This window comes from Pseudomonas fluorescens group sp. PF-1, assembly GCF_054481335.1.
Map to the genome: position 1 here is coordinate 1,004,812 of NZ_JBTMNG010000002.1, position 22,067 is coordinate 1,026,878.

Annotated in this window: 22 protein-coding genes; 8 read left to right on the forward strand and 14 right to left on the reverse strand. The window is 61.5% G+C overall.

All coding sequences use genetic code 11. The features are described from left to right. The first annotated feature begins 74 nt into the window (after positions 1-74). Together ACX3YD_RS19235 and ACX3YD_RS19240 are read left to right on the forward strand one after the other, a co-directional pair. Positions 75-584, forward strand: a complete 510-nt coding sequence (locus tag ACX3YD_RS19235) for a prepilin peptidase (RefSeq protein WP_458960776.1) — start codon at positions 75-77, stop codon at positions 582-584. Between the two features lie 62 nt (positions 585-646). Further along, a complete protein-coding gene (locus ACX3YD_RS19240; protein WP_103403249.1) occupies positions 647-1,438 on the forward strand; it encodes a response regulator transcription factor in 792 nt (263 codons plus the stop codon). 121 nt (positions 1,439-1,559) lie between these two features. Here the strand turns inward: ACX3YD_RS19240 and ACX3YD_RS19245 are convergent, their stop codons facing one another. The 8 genes from ACX3YD_RS19245 to cpaB are packed head-to-tail and all read right to left on the reverse strand — an operon-like array spanning position 1,560 to position 9,052. Continuing rightward, entirely contained in the window at positions 1,560-1,835 is a 276-nt protein-coding gene (locus tag ACX3YD_RS19245; protein WP_103403248.1) for a DUF3613 domain-containing protein, read from the reverse strand. Positions 1,836-1,847: 12 nt separating this feature from the next. Then, entirely contained in the window at positions 1,848-2,561 is a 714-nt protein-coding gene (locus ACX3YD_RS19250) for a tetratricopeptide repeat protein (protein WP_458960777.1), read from the reverse strand. Between the two features lie 10 nt (positions 2,562-2,571). Beyond that, complete coding sequence (locus ACX3YD_RS19255; RefSeq protein ID WP_458960778.1) at positions 2,572-3,450, reverse strand: type II secretion system F family protein; 879 nt, start codon at positions 3,448-3,450, stop codon at positions 2,572-2,574. A gap of 8 nt (positions 3,451-3,458) precedes the next feature. After that, positions 3,459-4,343 (reverse strand): type II secretion system F family protein, encoded by an 885-nt coding sequence (locus tag ACX3YD_RS19260; protein ID WP_458960779.1) that lies wholly within the window; start codon positions 4,341-4,343, stop codon positions 3,459-3,461. A 10-nt stretch (positions 4,344-4,353) separates the two neighbouring features. Beyond that, positions 4,354-5,634 (reverse strand): CpaF family protein, encoded by a 1,281-nt coding sequence (locus tag ACX3YD_RS19265; RefSeq protein ID WP_103403244.1) that lies wholly within the window; start codon positions 5,632-5,634, stop codon positions 4,354-4,356. Next, positions 5,631-6,818 carry an AAA family ATPase gene (locus tag ACX3YD_RS19270; RefSeq protein ID WP_458960780.1) on the reverse strand — a complete coding sequence of 396 codons (1,188 nt, stop codon included), beginning with the start codon at positions 6,816-6,818 and terminating at the stop codon, positions 5,631-5,633. The genes ACX3YD_RS19265 and ACX3YD_RS19270 overlap by 4 nt, the downstream gene beginning before the upstream one ends. After that, on the reverse strand, positions 6,815-8,077 hold the full coding sequence (locus tag ACX3YD_RS19275; RefSeq protein WP_458960781.1) for a type II and III secretion system protein family protein: 1,263 nt from the start codon (positions 8,075-8,077) through the stop codon (positions 6,815-6,817). The genes ACX3YD_RS19270 and ACX3YD_RS19275 overlap by 4 nt, the downstream gene beginning before the upstream one ends. 21 nt (positions 8,078-8,098) lie before the next feature. Further along, the gene (gene cpaB, locus ACX3YD_RS19280) at positions 8,099-9,052 is read right to left on the reverse strand and encodes a Flp pilus assembly protein CpaB (RefSeq protein ID WP_458960782.1); all 954 of its coding nucleotides are present in this window, start codon (positions 9,050-9,052) and stop codon (positions 8,099-8,101) included. A 323-nt stretch (positions 9,053-9,375) separates the two neighbouring features. On the opposite strand from cpaB, the gene ACX3YD_RS19285 reads away from it, so the two are divergent. Beyond that, positions 9,376-9,576, forward strand: a complete 201-nt coding sequence (locus tag ACX3YD_RS19285; RefSeq protein ID WP_458960783.1) for a Flp family type IVb pilin — start codon at positions 9,376-9,378, stop codon at positions 9,574-9,576. A 68-nt stretch (positions 9,577-9,644) separates the two neighbouring features. After that, on the forward strand, positions 9,645-10,058 hold the full coding sequence (locus tag ACX3YD_RS19290; protein ID WP_458960784.1) for a response regulator: 414 nt from the start codon (positions 9,645-9,647) through the stop codon (positions 10,056-10,058). A gap of 115 nt (positions 10,059-10,173) precedes the next feature. Here ACX3YD_RS19290 and ACX3YD_RS19295 read toward each other — a convergent pair whose 3' ends face one another. Both ACX3YD_RS19295 and ACX3YD_RS19300 read right to left on the reverse strand, forming a co-directional pair. Beyond that, positions 10,174-11,028, reverse strand: a complete 855-nt coding sequence (locus ACX3YD_RS19295) for a MaoC family dehydratase (protein ID WP_458960785.1) — start codon at positions 11,026-11,028, stop codon at positions 10,174-10,176. 2 nt (positions 11,029-11,030) lie between these two features. Next, the gene (locus tag ACX3YD_RS19300; RefSeq protein WP_458960786.1) at positions 11,031-12,383 is read right to left on the reverse strand and encodes a 3-oxoacyl-ACP reductase; all 1,353 of its coding nucleotides are present in this window, start codon (positions 12,381-12,383) and stop codon (positions 11,031-11,033) included. Between the two features lie 216 nt (positions 12,384-12,599). Here ACX3YD_RS19300 and ACX3YD_RS19305 point away from each other — a divergent pair, with 216 nt between their 5' ends. After that, positions 12,600-13,877, forward strand: a complete 1,278-nt coding sequence (locus ACX3YD_RS19305; RefSeq protein ID WP_458960787.1) for an acetyl-CoA C-acetyltransferase — start codon at positions 12,600-12,602, stop codon at positions 13,875-13,877. Between the two features lie 192 nt (positions 13,878-14,069). After that, positions 14,070-14,861 carry an AraC family transcriptional regulator gene (locus ACX3YD_RS19310; RefSeq protein WP_103403235.1) on the forward strand — a complete coding sequence of 264 codons (792 nt, stop codon included), beginning with the start codon at positions 14,070-14,072 and terminating at the stop codon, positions 14,859-14,861. Between the two features lie 115 nt (positions 14,862-14,976). Here the strand turns inward: ACX3YD_RS19310 and ACX3YD_RS19315 are convergent, their stop codons facing one another. Next, positions 14,977-16,923, reverse strand: a complete 1,947-nt coding sequence (locus tag ACX3YD_RS19315) for a methyl-accepting chemotaxis protein (RefSeq protein WP_103403234.1) — start codon at positions 16,921-16,923, stop codon at positions 14,977-14,979. A 444-nt stretch (positions 16,924-17,367) separates the two neighbouring features. Between ACX3YD_RS19315 and ACX3YD_RS19320 the strand changes: the two genes are divergently transcribed. Then, on the forward strand, positions 17,368-18,261 hold the full coding sequence (locus ACX3YD_RS19320; RefSeq protein WP_103403233.1) for a PA4780 family RIO1-like protein kinase: 894 nt from the start codon (positions 17,368-17,370) through the stop codon (positions 18,259-18,261). 126 nt (positions 18,262-18,387) lie between these two features. Here the strand turns inward: ACX3YD_RS19320 and cueR are convergent, their stop codons facing one another. From cueR to ACX3YD_RS19335, 3 genes are all read right to left on the reverse strand, one after another. Continuing rightward, positions 18,388-18,801 carry a Cu(I)-responsive transcriptional regulator gene (gene cueR / locus ACX3YD_RS19325; RefSeq protein ID WP_090465209.1) on the reverse strand — a complete coding sequence of 138 codons (414 nt, stop codon included), beginning with the start codon at positions 18,799-18,801 and terminating at the stop codon, positions 18,388-18,390. Further along, entirely contained in the window at positions 18,798-21,191 is a 2,394-nt protein-coding gene (locus ACX3YD_RS19330) for a heavy metal translocating P-type ATPase (protein WP_458960788.1), read from the reverse strand. Before ACX3YD_RS19330 ends, cueR begins: the two co-directional genes overlap by 4 nt. A 120-nt stretch (positions 21,192-21,311) precedes the next feature. After that, entirely contained in the window at positions 21,312-21,695 is a 384-nt protein-coding gene (locus ACX3YD_RS19335) for a hypothetical protein (RefSeq protein ID WP_047537087.1), read from the reverse strand. A 160-nt stretch (positions 21,696-21,855) separates the two neighbouring features. Between ACX3YD_RS19335 and ACX3YD_RS19340 the strand changes: the two genes are divergently transcribed. Next, positions 21,856-22,053: a cation transporter gene (locus tag ACX3YD_RS19340; RefSeq protein WP_047537090.1), complete on the forward strand. Its 198-nt coding sequence runs from the start codon at positions 21,856-21,858 to the stop codon at positions 22,051-22,053. The last annotated feature ends 14 nt before the right edge of the window (positions 22,054-22,067 follow it).

Sequence of the window (22,067 nt, forward strand, 5' to 3'; positions counted from 1 at the left end):
GAGTGCGTCTACCCTGACATCACTAGGTAATGTCAGCATAGAATCATTCAGCCAAAACGGACGTTTTTTACCGGATGCAGAGCCTTGTCCTACTGATCTGGCTGGCGCTATGCGCAGCGCAGGATGCCCGGGAGCGGCACATCGCCAATGGCTTGACCCTTGGCGCAGGGGCGTTGGCCCTGGCATGGATGCTGTGGAGCGGAACCACCTGGGTGGGCGCACCCGCAGAACAGGGCGGCTGGGCAGCCCTGTTGGCGCTGGCATTCACCCTGCCCGGTTATGCGTTACGACGCCTGGGCGCGGGGGATGTGAAACTCATGACCGCCCTGGGTCTGGCGACCGATGGTCTGCATGTGCTGGGCGTGTTCATCGGTGCCGGATTGGCCAGTGTGTGCTGGCTGCTGCTGGCGCCAAGCGTCTGGCTCCATATCGGTCAAAGGCTTAGAGGACGCCTTCGCTATCTGCAGCCTGGAATGTCAAAGAAACAACCCTTCGCGCCGTTTTTGCTCGTGGGCTTGTTGCTGACATTGGCTGTGTTTCGTTTTTTTACAGAGTCGGAAAGTGCGACTACTTTCATTCAGTAGTTGTACAGCCCTGAGCTGTGAGTGGAAGTACGGTCAGCCTTTGACCTGGCAGGGAGTTGCACGTGAGCAAGCGTACCTCGGCAGTAAAAGTCCTTGTGGTCGACGATCAGCCATTCATCGTTGAAGAACTCTGCGAATTTCTTGAGAGCCGCGGCTACCGTTCCGTTGCCTGCGGGTCCAGCCATCAAGCCATTGAGCGGTTTAACGAAGACCCTGATATCGGCCTGGTGCTCTGTGATTTGCACATGCCGGGTCTGGACGGCATTCAACTGGTTCTGGAGCTGCAACGGCTGTCGGGCAAACACCGCGCGTTCGAGGCGATCATGCTGACCGGGCATGCGGACAAGCAGGATGTGATCAAGGCATTGCGTGCCGGTTTTGCCGATTACTACCAAAAGCCGATTGATCTGACGGAGCTGCTCGAAGGCTTGCAGCGGCAGGAACTGGTCTTGCAGGAACGGCACAAGGCGCTGCAACTGGGGCACCTGGATCAGAAGCTGCAGTACCTGTCCGAGTCGATCGAGGACCTGTATCAGGACCTGGACAAGGTTCGCCGGACTCCGCTTTCGTCGGGTTCGGGGGAGTCGGGCGATGAGGCCGTCAGCGAAGCGGATCGGGTAGAGATCCCGGCGATTTTCAATCAGTTGTCGCCCCGGCAACTGGATGTGGCGCGGCTGGTGGGCAAGGGGCTGACCAATTATCAGATTGCCTGTGAGTTGGGGATCACCGAGAACACGGTGAAGCTGTATGTGTCCCAGGTGCTGCGCTTGACCCATATGCATAATCGGACGCAGTTGGCGTTGGCGCTTTCGCCGAGCGGTTCCGGGTTGCGGCAGCGGGTGACCGCGCACTGAATAACCCATCGGTTTTTTGGATGGTGTACCTATCCGTTTGCGCGGTAATGGCGACTTATGGCTTCGCCCTTACGGCGACCCTACAGGTTTGCGTCCACCCCATGGCCGCAAACCACCAACGCTAATTCCCCGACCCACTGTCCACCTTACCGCCCGCATCCTGATCAAAGAACTGCGGGATCTCGTGCTGATAAGTCTTCAACCAGCGCTGCATCGTCAGTTCCCGTTCGGTTGCGGTAGCGGTTTGCAGTTTTTGCGAGGCGGCGTTCTTGCTGCTTTGCAGTTGCAGCCAGCCTTCGGTTTCCTGTTGTTGTGGCGAGTTCGGGCCGGGGTCGATGGCGTGGCTGGTGAGGGGCAGGGCCAGCAGGCCGAGGCAGCAGAGGGTGGTCGGTTTCATCCTGGGTTCTCCCTACTGAAGGGCGGGTGCGGTGGCGACGGCGACTTGCGCGGCGACGGTCGGGGCGGACGTGGCTGGCGCCTTGAGTCTTTGCGCGCGGGCCTGGGCCTCGGTGACCTGGGCTGGGCTCAGGCCGAGGCGGCTGACCAGTTCGGCGGCGCGGCTCCAGTCGTCCTGATAGATCAGCAGCGTCACCAGATTCAGTCCTGCCAAGGTGTTGTTTTGCTTGAGTTCAAGGGCGGTCAGGAATTCGAATCGGGCGTCTTCGACACGCAATTGATTGAGGTACACCACACCGAGGTCGTTGCGGATTTTTTCGTCGGTGGGCGCCAGGCGTGCCGCCCGTTGCAGGTGGGACTGGGCCTGGCCGTTGTCGCCCCGTGCGACAGCAAGTTGACCCAGGCCGTGTTCGGCCTCGGCCGCCTTGCAGCCGCCAAGCAGGCTGCGGTACAGCGGCTCGGCTTCGTTGCGGCCCAGCAGTCGATAGACCTTGGCCTTGCGCAAGCGCACATCGGCCAGGTTGTCCGGCAGGTTCTGCAGATTGGCCAGGCTGGCGTGCAGCTTGCCGTCATTGGCCATGTCGTCCGCAAGGTTCAGCGACAGCTGTTCTTCGGAACTCAACTTGCCGCAACGGGCGGAGTCGGTCAGGGCGTTCCAGGGTGTCTGGCCGTTGCTCGCGCAGCCGCCCAGCAACAGCAGACTCAAACCGGCAATCACTACTTTCATCACGATCCCTCTAAGAAGCAAAGGCCCGGGTAAGGGCGGTGAGGCCCGGGCCGGCCAGTACGATCAATAACGCCGGGAAGAGGAACAGCATCATCACGACGGACATTTTGGCGGACATCTTGGAAATGTATTCCTGCAGGCGCGTCAGGCGCCGGTCATCGAGCAACAGCTTGAGTGCCAGCAGCGACTTCATCGCACCGCCGCCCTGATGGATCAGCTGTTGCAGAATCACGCAGGTGTCGGTGAACTCATCCACCGCCAGCAAGCGGCTCGCCTTGTTCAGTTCATCGCCCAGTTCCAGGCCGGAATCGACCCGGGCCAACACCAGGCGCAGTTCATGGGTGAGCGTGGGCATCAGCTGTTTGCCGTCGTTGCTCAACACACGCAGCGATTGCTCCACGGCCATGCCTGATTCGAACAGGATGCGCAGCAACGGAATGAAGGTGGAAATCTCGATCGCCAGTTTTTTCTTCCGATGCTGCGCGGCCGCCGCCAGTAGGCGTTTGGGCAGCAGATAGCCCATGCCGGTGGCAAACGTCGGCGCGACCCAGCGATGGGTGACGTGCGCAAAAAACAGCTCTTGAATCAGCACACTCAGGGCCAGTGCCAGCACCGGCACGCCGACCTGGAACGCCGCATACAGGGCGCGTTTGCGCGCGGTGCGCCAGCCCAGGCCGTTGAGCAGTGTCTGGGTTTCGTTATCGAGTTTGACCGACTGCTGACCCAGCCGACTGGTGCCCAGGGCTAGCAGCCATTGACTCAAGCGGGGCTCGCTCGGCGCTTTGCCGTCCAGTCGTCGCACCACTTGCCGCGCACGCCGACGCAGTTCCAGCACGACGCTCAACAGCAGCAGCGATGCCAACAGAAACAGCAATGAGCTCAGCAACATGGACAGGTTCATAGGCTACGCAACATCCGCCACAGTGCCAGACAGCCGAACACCTGCAAGAGGAGGGCGCTCACCAGCATCCATTGCCCGGAGCCGTCGTTCCACATGCTGAGCAGGTACTTAGGATTGGAGATCAGAAAGTAGCCGGCGACGGTGACCGGCAGCAGGGCCAGGACCACCGCCGTGACGCGGGTTTCGCCGGTCATGGCACTCAATTGGCGAGCCGCTTGCTCGCGTTCGCGGATCAGCTTGATCAGGTTTTCCAGCAGCTCGCTGGCGTTGCCGCCATAGCGATGGTTGACCTTCAAGCCGAGGGCGAACAGGCGCAGTTCGTCTTTGTCGTACAGCTCGGCAAAGTCCGAGGCGGCGTCGGGCAGACTGACGCCCAACTGCACACTGCGTTGCACCCGGCCCAGGGCGTTTTTCAGCGGGTCTTCGGCAGCGTTGATGGCGCCCAGTACCGCATCGGCCAGGGTGCGTCCGGACTTCAGGCTGCGCACCGCATGGTCAAGCAGCGACGGCAATTGCTCGATCATGCGCTTGAGTCGGCGTTGATAGCGCCAACCGATGTACAAGTGTAGAAACAGCGGCGGCAGCAGCAACAGAATGAAAAGACCGACCCAGCCGCCCGCCGCGACCCCGAGCAATACCGCCAGCCCCCAAAGTGTCAGCCATAGCCCCAGGCGCTCCGTGGGGCGTCCGAGGCCTGCACGCAAAAAGGCGCGATCCAGTGCCACCCAGGACGATTTCTGCACCACCCGTTCGGGTTGCCCCTGGGTCAGGCGCTCCAGCACGCGCTGGGTGCCGGGCTTGCGCAACCCGCGGTAAAGCAGGCGGGCCGACAGGCCGAGCAAGGCCAGGCAAACGAGGATGAGCAGCAGCGATTTGAGCATGCTGTAACCTTCAGTACGCCGAGGGAGAGAGCGCCGATTCGCGACGCAGTTTGTCACCGGCAGGGTTGACCGCTTCGCGCATGAAACCGAAGCCGCTGCGACGGTCGAGGCGGAACAGCGTATTGGTCACATACACATCTTCACGGATGCCGATCACCTCCACGACCTCGCTGACGCAGCGACGGCCATCGGGCAAGCGCGTCAACTGGATCACCACGTCCAGCGCCGCGCAGATCATTTGTCGCAAGGTGCGTTCGGCGATGCTGCGGCCCGTCAGGCCGACCAGGGTTTCCAGGCGCAGCAGCGCATCCTGGGCATTGTTGGCGTGCACGGTGCTCATTGAACCGTCGTGGCCGGTGTTCATGGCGGTGAGCACATCGACCACTTCGACACCGCGGATCTCGCCGAGGATGATGCGGTCCGGGCGCATCCGCAGGGCGTTGCGAATCAGGTCGCTGGACTTCACTTCGCCGTGGCCCTCGGCATTCGGCGGACGGGTCTCCAGGCGCACCACATGAGGGTGGCCCAGTTGCAGTTCGGCGATGTCTTCGATGGTCACCAGCCGTTCTTGGGGATTGATCAGTTGGCTGAGAATGTTCAACAGCGTGGTCTTGCCGGTGCCGGTGCCGCCGCTGATCAGAATGTTGCAGCGCTTGCCCACGGCTTCCTTGAGGAAGTCGTAGATCGCCTGGTCGATGGTCTGCATGGTCATCAGGTCGGTGCTGTTGAGCATGTCCTGGCGGAACTTGCGGATCGACAGGCACGGGCCATCGAGGGCAATCGGCGGAATGATCGCGTTGACCCGGCTGCCGTCCGGCAAGCGCGCATCGACCATCGGCGACGACTCATCGAGCCGCCGGCCGAGGGGCGCGAGAATGCGCTGGATAACGCGTTCGACGTGGTGCGCGTCGATGAAGCGCAAATCACTCTGGTGCAGCAAACCGTCGCGCTCGATGAACACCCGGTGCGGGCCGTTGACCAGAATTTCGGTCACCGCCGAATCTCGCAACAACACTTCCAGCGGGCCGAAACCGGTGAGCTCGTCGACGATCTCTTCGGCCAGGCGCTCCATCTCATAACGGGAAATCGCCAGGTGCAGGCGCGCGATGTATTCGGCCACCTTGTCGATGACGAATTGCGACAGCGCCTGCCGCGATCCTTCCAGGAGGTTTTTGCCCGACTCTTCGATCGCATCGATGATGTAGCGGTGCAGCACCAGTTTCAGGCCTTCATGGTCGGTGTTGCCGGCCACACTGCGCTGCGTCGCGCCGAACAGTTTTTCGCCGCTCATTGCGCACCTCTCAAACGGCTGAACCAGGACTTGGGCTTGGCCAGGTTTTCGGAACGCTTGGCCAGGCATTCACCGAGGGTGCGCAGGCTTTGCGTAAGGACTTCCCGTGGCGCCAGTTCGAACAGGGTCACGCCCTGATTCTTGGCGTTCAGGCGCACCTCGGGGCTATAGGCGAGGGTGGCGATGACCTCCATGCCGAAGCTTTTGCCCAAGGCATCGGAGTCCGGCGCGACGGCGCGCAAGTAGCGATCCACCAACAGCCGGGCGTGATCGAGTTTCATGCCCTTTTCGCGCCACAGATTGAGCACTTCGAGGTTGCGGCGGCAGTCGAGCACGTTCTGGTCGGTGTACCACAACAGCTTGTCGCAATGGCTGACGAAGGTGCGCAGGGCTTCGCTGTCCGGTTGCCCGGTGAGGTTCACCACGATGTGCTGGAAGTGTTGGCGCAGGGCGCTGAGCAGCATGTACAACTCGGCGGCGCTGGTGTGCTCCAGCGGCTCATCGTGACTGGCGTAGGCGAGGATTCGTACCCCGACTTCACAACGGGTGAAGGCACTGTCGATCAGGGTCGCGTCGAGTCGGCGCAAATGCCGCAAGGCATCGCCGAAGTGAAACGAACTCTCCAGCCCGAGCAAGGCCAGGCTGTCGCCGCGCGGCAGACCCAGGTCGAGCAAGAGGGTTTGCTGTCCGCTCTTCTGCACCACCTGCGCCATGTGATTGGCCAGCAGCGCGCCGTCGGCATTGCTCTGCACGCCATACAGCACGGTCAGGCCACCCAGTTGGGTGCTCGGCGTCACGGCCGGCAGGCGTTTGCTCAGGCGGCGTACCAGCCCGGCGACTTCACTGGAGCGCGATCCATAAGAAACGAAATCCCGCGCCCCTGCGCGCATGGCATTGAGTACGAGCTGGTTGTCCATGCCGTCGCCCAGGGCGACGATCGCCAGCATCGGCTTGGCTTCCAGGGCGCCCTCGATCAATGCGCATTGGGCCACCACGTGTTCGCGGTCGAGGCCGACGAACACCAGGCTGGCGAAGGTCACATCCACCAGCGCCAGCAGTTCGTCGAGACTGCCTGCGCCGGCACTGACCACTTGACCCAGTGGCGCGAGGGCGCCCTGCAGCCACTCAAGGTCAGTGTGGTTGCGCGTGATCGCGAGGAAGGTCTGGCTCAGGTTCTGGCTCATTGCGATAACCCGCTGCGTTTATCGAAGTCGCCGTTTTCGAGGAAGTACAGGCGATACCAGTTGGGGTCGTAGTTGCGCAGTTTCTCCCCGGGCAACGACGGCAGCTGCGCGTTGGCGGCCAACGGCTGGACCAGATGCGGGGTGACGATCATCAGCAGTTCACGCTCTTCGCGGCTGATCGAAGAACTGCGGAAAAACGCGCCGAGAATCGGAATGTCACCCAGGCCCGGAAACTTGCTGACCTGCGAGCCGTTTTGCGTGCTGATCAAACCGCTGATGACAAAGCTCTCGCCGTCGGCCAGGGAGATGCTGGTGTCCGTGCGGCGAATGGTGAACGCCGGCACCGTGGTGCCGCCGATGGTCACGGCATTGTTGTAGTCCAGTTCGCTGACCTCGGGGGCGACCTTGAGGGCGATCTGATCGTTGCTGACCACCGTTGGCGTGAGCGTCAGGCGGATGCCGAACTCCTTGTACTCGATGGAATAGCTGTTGCTGTTGGCGCTGGGAATCGGGATCGGGATTTCGCCGCCGGCGAGAAAGCTTGCACTCTGCCCGCTGAGGGCGACCAGGCTCGGGCGGGCCAGGGTGTAGGCGAAGCCGCTGCTTTCCATGGCATTGATGATGGCGAGGAAGTTGCCGCCACCGGCGACAATATTGAACACGTCGTTGGCCAGGGGAATGCTGGGGGCGGCGATGCGCGGATCGATGTTGCGCAGCGGGAGCACACGGGGTGTCACCCCGGTATTGGGCACTGTGCCAGGAGAGCCGAACAGGAAGTTCGAGTTCTTGCCAAAGATCGAGGTGCTGGCTTCCTTGAGTTTGGTCCGGCTGACTTCGACGAAACGGATGTCGGTCTGCACCTGTGACGGCAGCGACGGATCATCCGATGGCAGCCGCGCGGCCCTGGTCATGGCCGCGGTGGCGCGCCCCTGGACGAACACCATGCTTTGGCGCGGTGCACTGGCGCAGGCGGTCCAGACCATCAGGCTGGTGGTGCCGGGGGCCATCCCGGTGAGCAGGAACGCCTGGTTGCCATTGACCCGAACGTCGGCGATCTTCGGGTCCCCCACGGCCAGGCGCGTGATGGGAACGGGCGATTGCAGCTCCTGTTGCTGCCCTTCGCCGATTTCCAAGGTGGCGGGTAACGGGCCCAGCGCGGCGCAGTTTCCGCTTGCCGCGATGGCTGCCGTCAACGGCATGCCGCCCATCAAAATGGCCCAGAACAAACCGTTGAATAACGGAGTAATACGTCTGCGCATGGAAAGGCGTCCTTGCTCGATTCAGGGGGTCTGTTGAGTGAGTTCATTGCCGCGAATGACTTCCACGCCCGATTTTCTCGGTGCGACGGGGACACTGGCGACGACGGGTTTGGGTGGTGCTGTCATGGCCAGTTGATTGAACTGGATCAACTCGCGATTGGCGTTGGCGAGGTTGGCCGAAGAATCGCGCTCGCCGGCCCAATAACGGGCCAGGCGTTTCTCATCCGCACTGCGAACGGCCAGGCGCAACACCCCGGCCTGGGTGGCGAGGAGCAGGCGACTCAACAGTGGCGCGGGAACGGCGAGCAGTACGGTACGGGCGTTGGCGCGCTGTTGTTCCTGCTTGAGCTTTTCATCATTGCTATAGGCCAGGCTGGTGGGTTGGCCATCGTTGGTCAGGCCCAACTGTTCGCCCACCCCCAGCACGCGCAATGCCGGAACCACCAGTTGTGCCGAGGGTTGGGGATTGATGGCGTCCATGCGCAAAAACAGCAAGACATCGACATAGTCCCCCGGTGCCAGTTGGCCGCCGGCATTGATGACTTCGTCCACGGATACGGCGAGCGCGCGTTCGTCAGAACGAATCATCCGCGCCAGTTTGCTGCCGGCTTCGAAGCTTTCGTCACTGAGCCAGGTTCCGGCACGCAGGCTGCGCCAGGGCGTGCGACCGATCGCTTGATCGAGACGGGTGAGGCTGCCGGCAGGGGCGGTGCGGAGTTTTTCCACGGCCACGTCGGCGGCAGTGATTTGCACGAACGGCGCGACGTCATGCAGCAGCACGACGACGGGTTGGCGGGTGTCTTCTTCCTGTGGTGCCGCTGCCTGGGGAGTGGCGGCTGCCGGGGTGACGATCCCGGTCTGTGCAACCACAGGGGCGGCAGCCGGTTGCCGGCTCAGGGTGAAACCCCAGTAACCGGCAATGACAGCGCCCACCAGAGACAGTCCGGCAAGACCCAGAATGGCACGACTGTTCATGACGGCTCTCCCTTTCCTGCTGCGCAAAAATCCGTGTCAGAGAACGAGAAAAATTTGCAATAAGGCAGCTATGAACATTGAACTATTTCGCTATTTGACCCTAGCGCAGCTAGTGCAAAATGCCATTACCGGCACGGAAATATCTGATAAAAGTGAACTATTGACGGCAAATGTCAGGTTATCTGACGCCAACTAAATGACTAATACTTTTGTATTAATGCGTTCTTACAGTTGTTGACCGGGGAAATGCCGACAATGCTGGTGCTGGCATAGGGGAATCATGTTGCGTCGATGCAACACCCGTGGTCATCAAGGAGAACGTCATGTCTGTTGCCAAGGTTGTTCAGAAGATCAAATCCGAGATCGCTTTCTATAAAAGTCTGGCCAAAGATACCGAAGGGGCTTCGGGTATTGAGTACGCCATTGTGGCGGCGATGGTGGCGGTGGTGATTGCCGGGCTCAGTCCTGGAATGGGTACTTCGATCACTACCATTTTTGGAAAAATCAAAACTGCGTTGGGCTAAGTATTGGTCAGTCGCCAGGGCTAAAAACGAATTCTAATTTCAGCGCTAACCCACTCCAGGTGTCTCCTATGAACGCTCCTGTGCTTTCGCGCCAGCAACTTCTACTGGTCGACGACGAGGAAGATGCGTTACTTGAGTTGGCCGAGTGGCTGGAGGGCGAAGGCTTTATTTGCTTTACCGCGACGTCGGTGAAACTGGCGTTGCAGCATTTGACACTCCATCCGGATATTGCACTGGTCATCACCGACCTGCGCATGCCGGAGGAGAGTGGCATGTCGCTGATCAAGCGCTTGCGCGAGCATACGTCGCGCCAGCATTTGCCGGTGATTGTGATGTCCGGGCATGCGGGCATGGAGGACGTGAGTGACATGTTGCGGTTGCAGGTGCTGGACCTGTTTCGCAAGCCGATCTATCACGTACGGCTGTTGGAGACGTTGAACAACCTGTTTCCACTGCCACGGCTTCAGTTGGTTTATCCCTGAATGTCGCTGTCTGGGTCTGGCGATCCGTTGACGGCTGGCTGACCCGCGAAGGCAGCCAGTAGAATACGACTCCCTGCAATATCCTTCGCCAGCACCGCGTCTTCTTCAGGCGTTGTCAGGCAAGCGGCCGCCAATGGCCAGTCATGTGCTCCAGCTCTCCGGCGCCGATCAAGCGCAGATCGCCACTTGACCCCGCCGCACTGGCGAGCAACGTCACCTCGCTGGGCAGACGTACCGGTTTCTGGAATTGCACCGTGATCTCGAGGTTTGCCGTCGACAGGTGATCGGCCAGCGCGGCCAGGGTGCGCGCCTTGTTCCACAAACCATGGGCGATGGCCGAAGGAAACCCGAACAGTTTGGCGCTGACGGCACTCAGGTGAATCGGGTTGTAGTCGCCGGACACCTTGGCGTACTGCCGGCCGATATCTGCGGGTGCTTTCCAGTGCGCGACTTCGCTCAGCGGCAGTGTCGAGGCCAACACCTGCTCGACGGGCTCACCCTCAAGCTTGACGCCGCGACAGAGCATCCGGCTTTCAGCTTCCCACAGCGACCCGAGTTGATCGTCGAGGGTGGTCACCAGGTCGAAGGTCGCACCCTTGGCGTGGGGTTGCAGGTTCTGCACTTGCACGCTGACCCGGACCCGATTGACCCCGCCCAGCGGCCGCAGTACGCGAATGCGATTGCTCAGATGAATCAGCCCCAGCAGCGGAAACGGAAAGTCCTTGGCGGTCAGCAATTGCATCTGCAAGGCGAACGCGAGGATGTGCGGATAAGTCGGTGGCAGCAAACCATCGTCGGCGAACCCGCAGACCTTGCGATAGGCCGCCAGGCGTTGCGGATCGACATTGACCCAGCAGCGCAAACCGGCATCGGGCAGGGTGGTGCCGCTGATTTTGCGTCGCGTCGCCGCGCGTAGATACAGCCCCGGCAGGCTCGGCTCGCGGTTGAGTGTGTGCCAGTCAGTGATCATGCCTATGCCCCCAAAACGCTTTGCCCACAGACGCGCAAGGCCTGCCCGGTGAATGCGCCCGAGCCCGGCTGCGCCAGCCACGCCACCGCTTCGGCGACGTCTTGAGGCAGGCCGCCCTGGCCCAGGGAACTCATGCGTCGCCCGGCTTCGCGCAGGCCGAAGGGAATGTGTGCGGTCATCTGGGTTTCGATAAACCCCGGTGCCACGGCATTGATGCTGATGCCCCTGGCCTGCAGCAGCGGCGCCCTGGCCTGCGCCAGGCCGATCAGCCCGGCCTTGCTCGCCGCGTAGTTGGTTTGTCCGCGATTGCCGGCGATGCCGCTGATCGACGCCAGCAGGATGACCCGGCCGTGGTCACGCAAGGTGCCGTTATCGAGCAAGGCCTTGGTCAGGACTTGCGGGGCATTGAGGTTGACCGCGAGTACGGCGTCCCAGAATTCCGGGGTCATGTTGGCCAGGGTTTTGTCGCGGGTGATGCCGGCGTTGTGCACCACGATATCGATGCCGTCGGGTAGCGCTTCGACCAGTTGCGTGGCGGCGTCTTCGGCGCAGATGTCGAGGGTGATGCTGCGCCCGCCCAGGCGTGCGGCGAGGGCGTCGAGATCGGTTTTGGCGGGTGGCACGTCGAGCAGGATGACGTCGGCGCCGTCGCGGGCCAGGGTTTCGGCGATGGAAGCACCAATGCCGCGCGCCGCGCCGGTGACCAGCGCCTTGCGCCCGGACAGGGGACGGGTCCAGTCGGTCACCGGGGTGTCGCAGGCGTTCAGGCGAATGACTTGCCCGGAGACGAAGGCGCTTTTCGGCGAAAGGAAAAACCGCAGCGGGCCTTCCAGTTGATCTTCAGCGCCTTCGCCGACGTGGATCAGCTGCAAGGTGCCGCCGCTGCGCAGCTCCTTGGCCAGCGAACGACTGAACCCCTCAATCGCCCGTTGGGCACTGGCGGCGAACGGGTCGCTCAAGGTCTGCGGCTCACGCCCGAGAATGACCAGGTGCGCGCAGTGGTCGAGGTTCTTCATCAAGGGCTGGAAGAACTCGCGCAGCTGTTTGAGCTGATCGGTCTGCACCAGGTGAGTGGCATCGAACACCACGGCCTTGAGTTTCGGGCCATGGCCGGGAATCCACGCCGTGGCCAGCGAAGGATCGGTGGCGTAGCTGTAGATGGCATCGGTCAGGCGATTGGCGAAGGCGCTGACGTTTTCCGCCAGCGGCCCGCCGCCGATCAGCAACGCGCCTTCGATAGGACGCAAGCGGCCCGCTTGCCAACGCTCCAGGCGCACCGGCGAAGGCAGGCCCAAGGCCCCGACCAAACGATGGCCGATGGAGGAATTGGCGAAGTCGATATAGCGGTCAGACATGGAACGCGCTCCAGCAGCTGAGGTTCAAAGTGTGGACCATGAATGGCGATCAGTCGTTCGATCCACGAGATAAGGCCTACGCTTGTTCAAACTGTAGGAGCGAGCTTGCTCGCGATGGGGTGTCAGTCGAAATCAATGTAGCTGACACACCATCGCGGGCAAGCCCGCTCCCACAGAGGCCGGTGTTTACATTGGATTTTTCACCAGGAGCTTTTCATGACTCAGCTGCGCCGCGTCGCGATCATCGGCGGTAACCGGATTCCCTTCGCCCGCTCCAACGGTGCATACGCCACCGCCAGTAACCAGGCCATGCTCACGGCTGCCCTCGAAGGCTTGATCGAGCGCTATAACCTGCATGGCCTGCGCATCGGGGAGGTGGTTGCCGGGGCGGTGCTCAAGCTGTCGCGAGACATGAACCTGACCCGCGAATGCGTGCTCGGCTCGCGGCTGTCACCCACGACCCCGGCCTATGACATCCAGCAAGCCTGCGGCACCGGACTGGAAGCGGCGTTGCTGGTGGCGAACAAGATTGCCCTGGGCCAGATCGACTGTGGCATTGCCGGCGGGGTCGACACCACGTCTGACGCGCCGATCAGTGTCAGTGAAGGCCTGCGCAAGATTCTGCTGCAAGCCAACCGCGCCAAAACCACCGGCGACAAACTGAAAACCTTCCTGCAGTTGCGGCCCCGCGACCTGATCCCCGAGTTCCCGCGCAACGGCGAACCGCGTACCGGTTTGTCCATGGGACAACACTGCGAGCTGATGGCGCAGACCTGGAGCATCCCCCGCGAAGCACAGGATCAACTGGCCCTGGAGAGTCATCAGAAACTGGCTGCGTCCTATACGGAAGGCTGGCACAACGATTTGATGACGCCGTTCCTCGGCCTCACCCGCGACAACAACCTGCGTGCGGATTCGACGCTGGAAAAGCTGGCCTCACTCAAACCGGCCTATGAAAAAAGTGCCAGGGGCACGCTGACGGCGGGCAACTCCACGCCGCTGACCGATGGCGCGTCGCTGGTGCTGCTGGGCAGCGAAGCGTGGGCGAAGGAACGTGGCTTGCCCATTCTGGCCTACCTGCGCGACGGCGAGGCGGCGGCGGTGGATTTCGTCAACGGCGCCGAAGGGCTGTTGATGGCACCGGTGTATGCGGTGCCGCGCTTGCTGGCGCGCAACGGCCTGACGTTGCAGGACTGCGATTACTACGAAATCCACGAAGCCTTCGCCGCGCAAGTGCTTTGCACCTTGAAGGCCTGGGAGGACCCGGACTATTGCAAGACCCGCCTGGGCCTCGATGCGCCTTTGGGATCGATCGATCGCAGCCGGCTCAACGTCAAAGGCAGCTCGCTGGCGGCCGGGCACCCGTTTGCGGCGACGGGCGGGCGCATCGTGGCCAACCTGGCGAAGTTGTTGGCGGCGGCAGGCAAAGGCCGGGGCCTGATCTCGATCTGTGCTGCGGGAGGGCAGGGCGTCACCGCCATCATCGAGCGCTGATTTTTGAAGGCATCGAAAGACCTGTGGGAGCGGGCTTGCCCGCGATGGGGCCCGCACATTCAACATCTCTGTTGCCTGACACACCGCTATCGCGGGCAAGCCCGCTCCCACAATGGGCCACCGGTGTTGAATCGATGTGTGACATGGCCTAACGTCGGCCCCATCAGCCGTCTCGCAACATAAGGTCAGTCAATGCCGACTAACGGACAAGTCACCCTCGAACGCAGCATTCCTCCCCTCAAGGCGTTGCCGCGTCCGCTGTATGCACGGGTGGAGAGCCTCAATGCCGGTTCATGGACGGCGTCCCATCGCCACGACTGGGTGCAGTTTTCCTACGCGATCAGTGGCGTACTCGGCGTACACACTGCTGAAGGCAGTTTTTTCGCGCCGCCCCAGTGGGGGATCTGGATTCCGGCGGATCTTGAGCATCAGGTGGTGACCTCGATGCGCGCCGAGATGCGCAGCCTCTATGTGCGTCGCGAGGATTGCCAGTGGGCGGACGGGCGTTGCCGGGTTCTGGAAGTGACGCCACTGGCCCGTGAACTGATCAAGAGTTTTTGCCTGCTGCCGGTGGAGTATCCGCAGGGCGATAGCCCGCAGGCGCGGCTGGTGAGTGTGCTGCTGGATCAATTGGCAACGTTGCCGGAAGTCGGGTTTTCCCTGCCGTTGCCTCGGCATGAACGGTTGCTGGGGTTGTGCAACGAACTGATCGAAAATCCCGAGCTCAACGTGACTTTGCAGGCGTGGGCTGAGCGCTTGGGCATTTCGGAGAAAACCCTGATGCGCTTGTTTCAGCGCGAAACGGGCTTGAGTTTCCGTGGCTGGCGTCAGCGCATGCGGCTGTTGTCATCGCTGAGCTTGCTGGAGGAGGGCGACAGCGTGACCAACGCTGCGCTGGCGTGCGGGTATGACTCGACGTCAGCGTTCATTGCGGCGTTCAAAAACCTGTTCGGGTTTACGCCGGGAGAGTTGTTTCGGCAGTGATGAAGCCTTTGCTGGCAAGCCAGCTCCCACAGAGGTCGCGTCATTCCCGATATTGGGTACGACACGAACCTGTGGGAGCTGGCTTGCCAGCGATCGACCGCGCAGCGGTCTTCGGTCAGGTACGGAAGCGGCGCACCAACCCGTCCAGCTCATTCGACAACCCGGCCAGGCTCTGGGAATCCAGGCGCGCCGAGTTCGCCAGCTCCGCCACCAACTGCGCATCGCCATGGATGTGGCTGATGTGCCGGTTGATGTCTTCGGCCACTTGATGCTGTTGCTCGGCCGCCGTGGCGATCTGGGTGTTCATGTCGCGGATCACGTCCACTGACTCGCGAATCTGCCCGAAGCTGCTGCGCGCTTCACCGATGCGTATGACCGATTGCTGCGACACTTCCAGGCTCGCATGCATCTGCTGGGTCACTTGGCTGGTGCGTTTGGCCAGGTTGCCCAGCAGCCCGTCGATTTCCGCCGTGGAGTCGGCCGTGCGTTTGGCCAGGGCTCGCACTTCGTCGGCGACCACCGCGAAACCACGGCCTTGTTCACCGGCACGTGCGGCCTCGATGGCGGCGTTCAGCGCCAACAGGTTGGTCTGCTCGGCAATCGAACGAATGGTCCCGAGAATCGACTGAATGTCGTTGCTGTCGCGCTCCAGCTGTTGCATCGACTGGGCCGACTGTTCGATTTCCTGGCTCAGGCGATCGACGCTGGTCACTGCGGCGTCAATCTGTTGCTGGCCTTCGCGGGCCTGGCGCTGGCCACTGTCGGCCGATTCGGCGGCCTGGCTGCAAGAGCGGGCCACTTCGTTGGCGGTGGCGACCATTTCGTGGAACGCGGTGGACACCATGTCCACGGCTTCACGTTGACGACCGGCCGCTTCGGCCATGTCGTGGGAGACTTGGGTCGAACTCTTGGAGGTGTCGAGGATTTTGCTCGCGGCGCCGCCAATGCTCTGAATCAGGTTGCGGATCGCCGCCAGGAACTGGTTGAACCAGTTGGCCAGTTGCGCGGTTTCATCGCGACCACGGATTTGCAGGTTCTGGGTCAGGTCGCCTTCACCCTGGGCGATGCCTTCCAGTCCGCTGGCCACGCTGCGGATCGGGCGCACGATAAGGCTGGCGAAACTGGCGCCGACGACGGCGAAGAGCACCGCCAGCACAGCGGCGATGATGGCGATCAACCAGGTCAGTTGGGTTGCCGCACTCATGACTTCGCTTTGCTTGATCAGGCCGATGAAGGTCCAGCCCAATTGCTCCGACGGCCAGACGTTGGCCATGTAGCGCTCGCCGTTGAGCTCGACTTCGACCAGACCTTTACCGGCCTTGGCCAATTGCGCGTAACCGTCGCCGAGGCTGCTCAGGGCTTTGAAGTTATGCTCCGGTTGTTTCGGGTCCACCAGCACGGTGCCGTTGTTTTCCATCAGCATCAGGTAGCCGGACTCACCCAGTTTGATCTGTTTGACGATTTCGGTGAGCTGCTTGAGCGACACGTCGATGTTGACCACGCCACCCTGGGCACCCAGTTGGTTGGCCACGGCGCGCACGGTACTCACCAGCACGGCGTCATCGCCAGCCCAGTAATAGGCTTCGGTGCGCACAGTCTTGCCCGGGTTGGCCATCGCCGTTTTGTACCAGGGACGAACGCGCGGATCGTAGTTGGCCATTTTGGCGTCGCCAGGCCAGAACGCATAACCACCACTGGCCAGGCCGTAGGACACGTAGGAGTAAGCCGGATGGCTGGCGGCCAGGGCCGCAAACAAATCAAACAGCTTGGTGTCGATCTCGGTGTCTGGAATTTTCGCGGCGTCAGCGCTGACGCGGCTTTTCACGCTGGCGTCGGCTGTCTTGACCAAGGGCTGGTTGGCCAGGTACTCGACGTTCTGGCTGATGCCGTCGAAAAACAGCTGCATGGCGTTGCTGACCTGACGAATCTCGCGGCCGCTGCCGTCGATAAAATTGTCCTTGGCATCGCTGCGCAGGTTCAGCACCACAAGGGTGGCGACCAGTACCACGGGCAAGCAGGCGATGATTGCAAACGCCCACGTCAACTTCTGTTTGATATTCATCCGCGCTCCATATTTTGTTGTAACCCACGTAGTGCAGAGGACTCGCGGAATTTAATGGCAGACATAAACTGAGTTGTTGATCCCGTTCCTGGGGAAGTCGTCGTCTTCTATCGAAACGAGCGTCGGACAATTCGCTTTGTTACTGATGACTTCGGCTGCTTTCGTAGGAAATTGAGGGCTGTTGGAAAAAAATCCTACGAAAAAGGTCGGCCGGTATGTCGGATTTTGTCGTCAATCCCCTTGCATCCCTTCTCCAACAAGTGCTGCGGGCTCGGCTATGATTCTTGGCGGTCGATGAACATCGGCGGAAATTGTCAGGTTTTTCGGCACATTGTGTGCAACGGCAGCGTTCATAGGTCGGCAACCCCTCCCGTCAAGGAGAGGATTGCCGTATAACGAATGACTTTCGCGTGTTTGGTAATAAAGGACCCACAATAAAAGCTGATGAAGACTCCAAAACGCATTGAACCCCTGATCGAAGACGGTCTGGTCGACGAAGTGCTGCGCCCACTCATGAGTGGTAAAGAAGCAGCTGTTTATGTGGTGCGCTGCGGTAACCAGTTACGTTGCGCGAAGGTCTACAAGGAGGCGAATAAACGTAGTTTTCGTCAGGCGGCCGAGTACCAGGAAGGCCGCAAGGTGCGCAACAGCCGTCAGGCCCGGGCCATGGCCAAGGGCTCCAAGTTCGGCCGCAAGGAAACCGAGGATGCCTGGCAGAACGCCGAAGTGGCGGCGTTGTTCCGTCTGGCCAATGCCGGTGTGCGAGTGCCCAAGCCGTACGACTTCCTCGAAGGCGTGCTGCTGATGGAGCTGGTGGCCGACGAGTACGGTGATGCCGCGCCGCGTCTGAACGACGTGGTGCTGGAACCGGACCAGGCACGCGAGTATCACGCTTTTCTGATTTCGCAGATTGTGCTGATGCTGTGTACCGGTCTGGTGCACGGTGACCTGTCGGAGTTCAACGTATTGCTGACCCCGACCGGTCCGGTGATCATCGACCTGCCCCAAGCGGTGGACGCAGCGGGCAACAACCACGCGTTCAGCATGCTGGAGCGGGACGTGGGCAACATGGCGTCCTACTTCGGGCGGTTCGCCCCGGAGTTGAAAAAGACCCGGTACGCCAAGGAAATGTGGGCCTTGTACGAGGCCGGCACCTTGCACCCGGCGAGCGTCTTGACCGGTGAGTTCGACGAACCGGAAGAGTTGGCTGACGTGGGCGGCATCATGCGCGAGATCGAGGCCGCACGCCTGGATGAAGAGCGCAAGCAGGCTGCACGTGCCGCTGATGACGCGCCACCGGGCAAGGCCGAAGAACCACCTCCGCCGTGGATGCAGTGATCGGCTAAAGAAAAACCCGGCTTCGGCCGGGTTTTTTTAGGGTTACAGATTCAATATGGATGTCGCCTGATCGTCCGCCTTCGCGGGCTTGCCCGCGAAGGCGTCAGTACATTCAGCATCAAGGTGTCAGGCAGAAACAGGTTCAGCACAGCACCCCGATTCCAGGTTCTTGAGAATCGGACAGTCCGGCCGGTGATCCCCTTGGCAATGCTCAACCAGGTCCTGGAGGGTATCGCGCAACTGGCCCAGTTCTCGGATCTTCTGATTCAGCTCCTCGATATGCTGACGGGCCAGGGCTTTGACATCGGCGCTGGCGCGCTGGCGGTCTTGCCAGAGGGCCAGCAATTTGCCGACTTCTTCCAGGGAAAACCCTAAATCCCGAGAGCGCTTGATAAACGCCAGGGTATGCAAATCGTCGTCACTGTAGATCCGATAACCGCTGTCGGTGCGATGGGCGGCCTTGAGCAGGCCGATTGACTCGTAATACCGGATCATCTTGGCGCTCAGGCCACTGTGGCGCGCTGCTTGGCCGATGTTCATCGGTTGTCCTCCAGGTCCTTGGGTTTCCAGGTTTTCAACAGCAGCGCATTACTCACGACGCTGACACTCGACAACGCCATGGCCGCGCCGGCCAGCACCGGGTTGAGGAAGCCGAACGCCGCCAATGGAATGCCGACCAAGTTGTAGACGAAGGCCCAGAACAGGTTTTGCCGGATCTTCGCGTAAGTCTTGCGGCTGATGTCCAGCGCGGCGGGCACCAATCGTGGATCGCCGCGCATCAGGGTGATGCCGGCGGCGTGCATGGCTACGTCGGTGCCGCCACCCATGGCGATGCCAATGTCAGCGGCGGCCAGCGCCGGTGCGTCGTTGATGCCATCACCGACCATCGCCACCACGCCGGTCTTCTTCAGCGCGGTGACCGTGGCGGCTTTGTCGGCAGGCAGCACCTCGGCATGCACATCGGTGATGCCCAGTGCTTCGGCCACTACTTTGGCGCTGCCACGGTTGTCACCGGTCAGCAAGTGACTGCTGATGTGCCGTGCGCTCAGTTGTTGCACCGCTTGCAGTGCACCGGGCTTGAGTGTGTCACCAAAGGCGAACAGGCCCAGCACCCGTGGCTCCGGGCTTTGCTCGATGAGCCAGGACAAGGTCCGGCCTTCGGTTTCCCAGGCGCTTGCCGATTCGGCCAAGGGGCCAGCGCTCAAGCCGCTTTCTTCCAGCAACCGCCGATTGCCCAGGGCCAGCCGCCGCCCGTCAAGGCTGCCGGCAATGCCGCGTCCGGTCAGGGACTGGCTGTCGCCGACATCGGCCACGCTCAGACCCCGTTCGCTGCACGCATCCAGGACTGCCTTGGCCAGCGGATGTTCACTTCCGCGTTGCAGGGCACCGGCCATTTGCAGCAGCGCGGCTTCGTCACCGTCGATGGCGCTCAAATGGGCGATACGCGGAGCGCCTGAGGTCAGGGTGCCGGTCTTGTCGAACACCACCGCGCTGACTTCATGGGCTCGCTCCAGCGCTTCAGCGTCCTTGATCAGAATCCCGTAGCGCGCCGCGACCCCGGTGCCGGCCATGATTGCCGTCGGTGTCGCCAGTCCGAGGGCGCATGGGCAAGCGATCACCAGCACCGCCACGGCGTTGATCAACGCAGTTTCCATCGGTGCACCGTACAGCCACCAGCCGATCAGCGTCGCCAGGGCCATGAGCAAAACCACCGGCACGAATACCTGGCTGACTTTATCCACTAGTTTCTGGATCGGTGCTTTCGCCGCTTGAGCGTCTTCCACCAGACGGATGATGCGCGCCAATACGGTTTCTGCACCGAGCGCCTGAGTGCGAACCAGCAACCGGCCTTCGCCATTGATCGCGCCGCCGGTGACTTTGTCGCCAGGCTGTTTCGGCACCGGCAGGCTCTCGCCGCTGATCAGCGCTTCGTCGGCATGGCTCTGGCCTTCGACCACCGCACCGTCCACCGGGAAACGTTCGCCGGGTTTGACCAGCACCAGGTCATTGAGGCGCAAGGCGCTGATGGCGACTTCCTGCTCACGACCGTCGACGATTTGAATGGCTCGCTCGGGGCGCAGTGCTTCGAGGGCGCGAATGGCGCTGGCGGTCTGGCGTTTGGCACGACTTTCCAGGTATTTACCCAAGAGCACCAAGGCGATCACCACCGCCGAGGCTTCGAAATACAGGTGTGGCATGCGTCCGGCGGCAGTGGCCCATTCATACAGACTCAAGCCATAACCGGCGCTGGTGCCCAGGGCGACCAGCAAATCCATGTTGCCGGCCCCGGCACGTACGGCTTTCCAGGCCGCGACATAAAAGCGCGCGCCAAAGATGAACTGCACTGGCGTGGCCAACGCAAATTGCACCCAGGCCGGGAACATCCAGTGCACGCCGAACGGTTGCAGCAGCATTGGCAGTACCAACGGCAAGGCGAGGGTGATGGCCGCGAGCAAGGCCCAGCGCTCGCGGTGAAGGCGAGTGTGCTGGCGGTCGGTTTGTGGCTGTTCGGCCTCCCAGACGCTGGCGCTGTATCCGGCTTTGGTCACGGCGGCGAGCAGGGTTTGCGGATCGATCTGGCCGAGCAGTTCGAGGTGGGCCCGTTCGTTGGCCAGGTTGACGCTGACGCTCTTCACGCCGGGTACTTTGTTCAGCGCCCGTTCGACGCGACCGACGCAAGAGGCGCAGGTCATGCCGTCGATGCTCAATTCCAGGCTGTGCTGCGGCACGCTGTAGCCGGCATTTTGCACGGCCTCCATCAAGGCCGGCAGGCTGTCGGCGGGTGCTTGAACACGGGCCTGCTCAGTGGCCAGGTTGACGCTGACAGCCGTGGCGCCAACGACTTTGCTCAAGGCGCGTTCGACACGCCCGGCGCAACTGGCGCAGGTCATGCCGGCAATGGGCAGATCGTAGGTAATGGATTCGGACATGGGGCACGCTCCCTGTAGTGGATACCCACAGGATCAACCTTGCCATGCGGGTAAGGTCAAGCGCGAATCGAAAAACTGCCACCGTAAATAGTGGGAGCTCGCTCCCACATCAGGTGCTGATCAGTACTCGAGCGCCGCTTGTTTGAGGTACATCCCTTCCTGCGTCATCGCAATCCTGAACTTCAGCACGTCCCCGGCCCGAAGCGTGATGTTTTGCGAGCCCGGCGCCAACATGCCCGGATTGCAGCCAGGTGCCTGGCCGGGCAGCAGTTTCAGGCGCAGCGAGACATTGCCCGGCGGCAGATTGAACGAAGTGCTTTGCTCCTGGAACAACCGCGCCGACAACTGATCCTGGATGTAAACGCCAATCTCGCAGTTGGTCGACACTTCCAGCCGTTCGCGGGAAATGATCAGCACACCATAGTCCTCCCCGGCAGCATTGGCCGAGGGCATGGCGGCGAAAAGGCTGAGAAAGCCAAACAGGCTGAAAGCTGACCAGCGCATGGCTGAATCTCCTGAGATCGAGTCATAGATGGACGCAGCTTGGCCGAGCGCGACGCCGATTGCCAGCCCGGCAGATTATTTCAGAACTTGACCTTGCCATGATGGCAAGCTCGACACTGCGCGTCGCCTCTTTAAAGAACCTCATTCAAGGAGTTGTCCCATGCAAGTATTCAATGTTGAAGGCATGTCCTGCGGCCATTGCGTCAAAGCCATCACGGCTGCGGTACAGGCCAGGGATGCGGCCGCCAGTGTGCGGGTCGATCTGGCGGCGAAAGAAGTGGGCGTCGAAAGTTCGCTGAGCGCCGAGCAGGTGATCGCGGCGATCAGCGAAGAAGGTTATGACGTCAAGTTAGCCTGATTTTTTTAATAGTT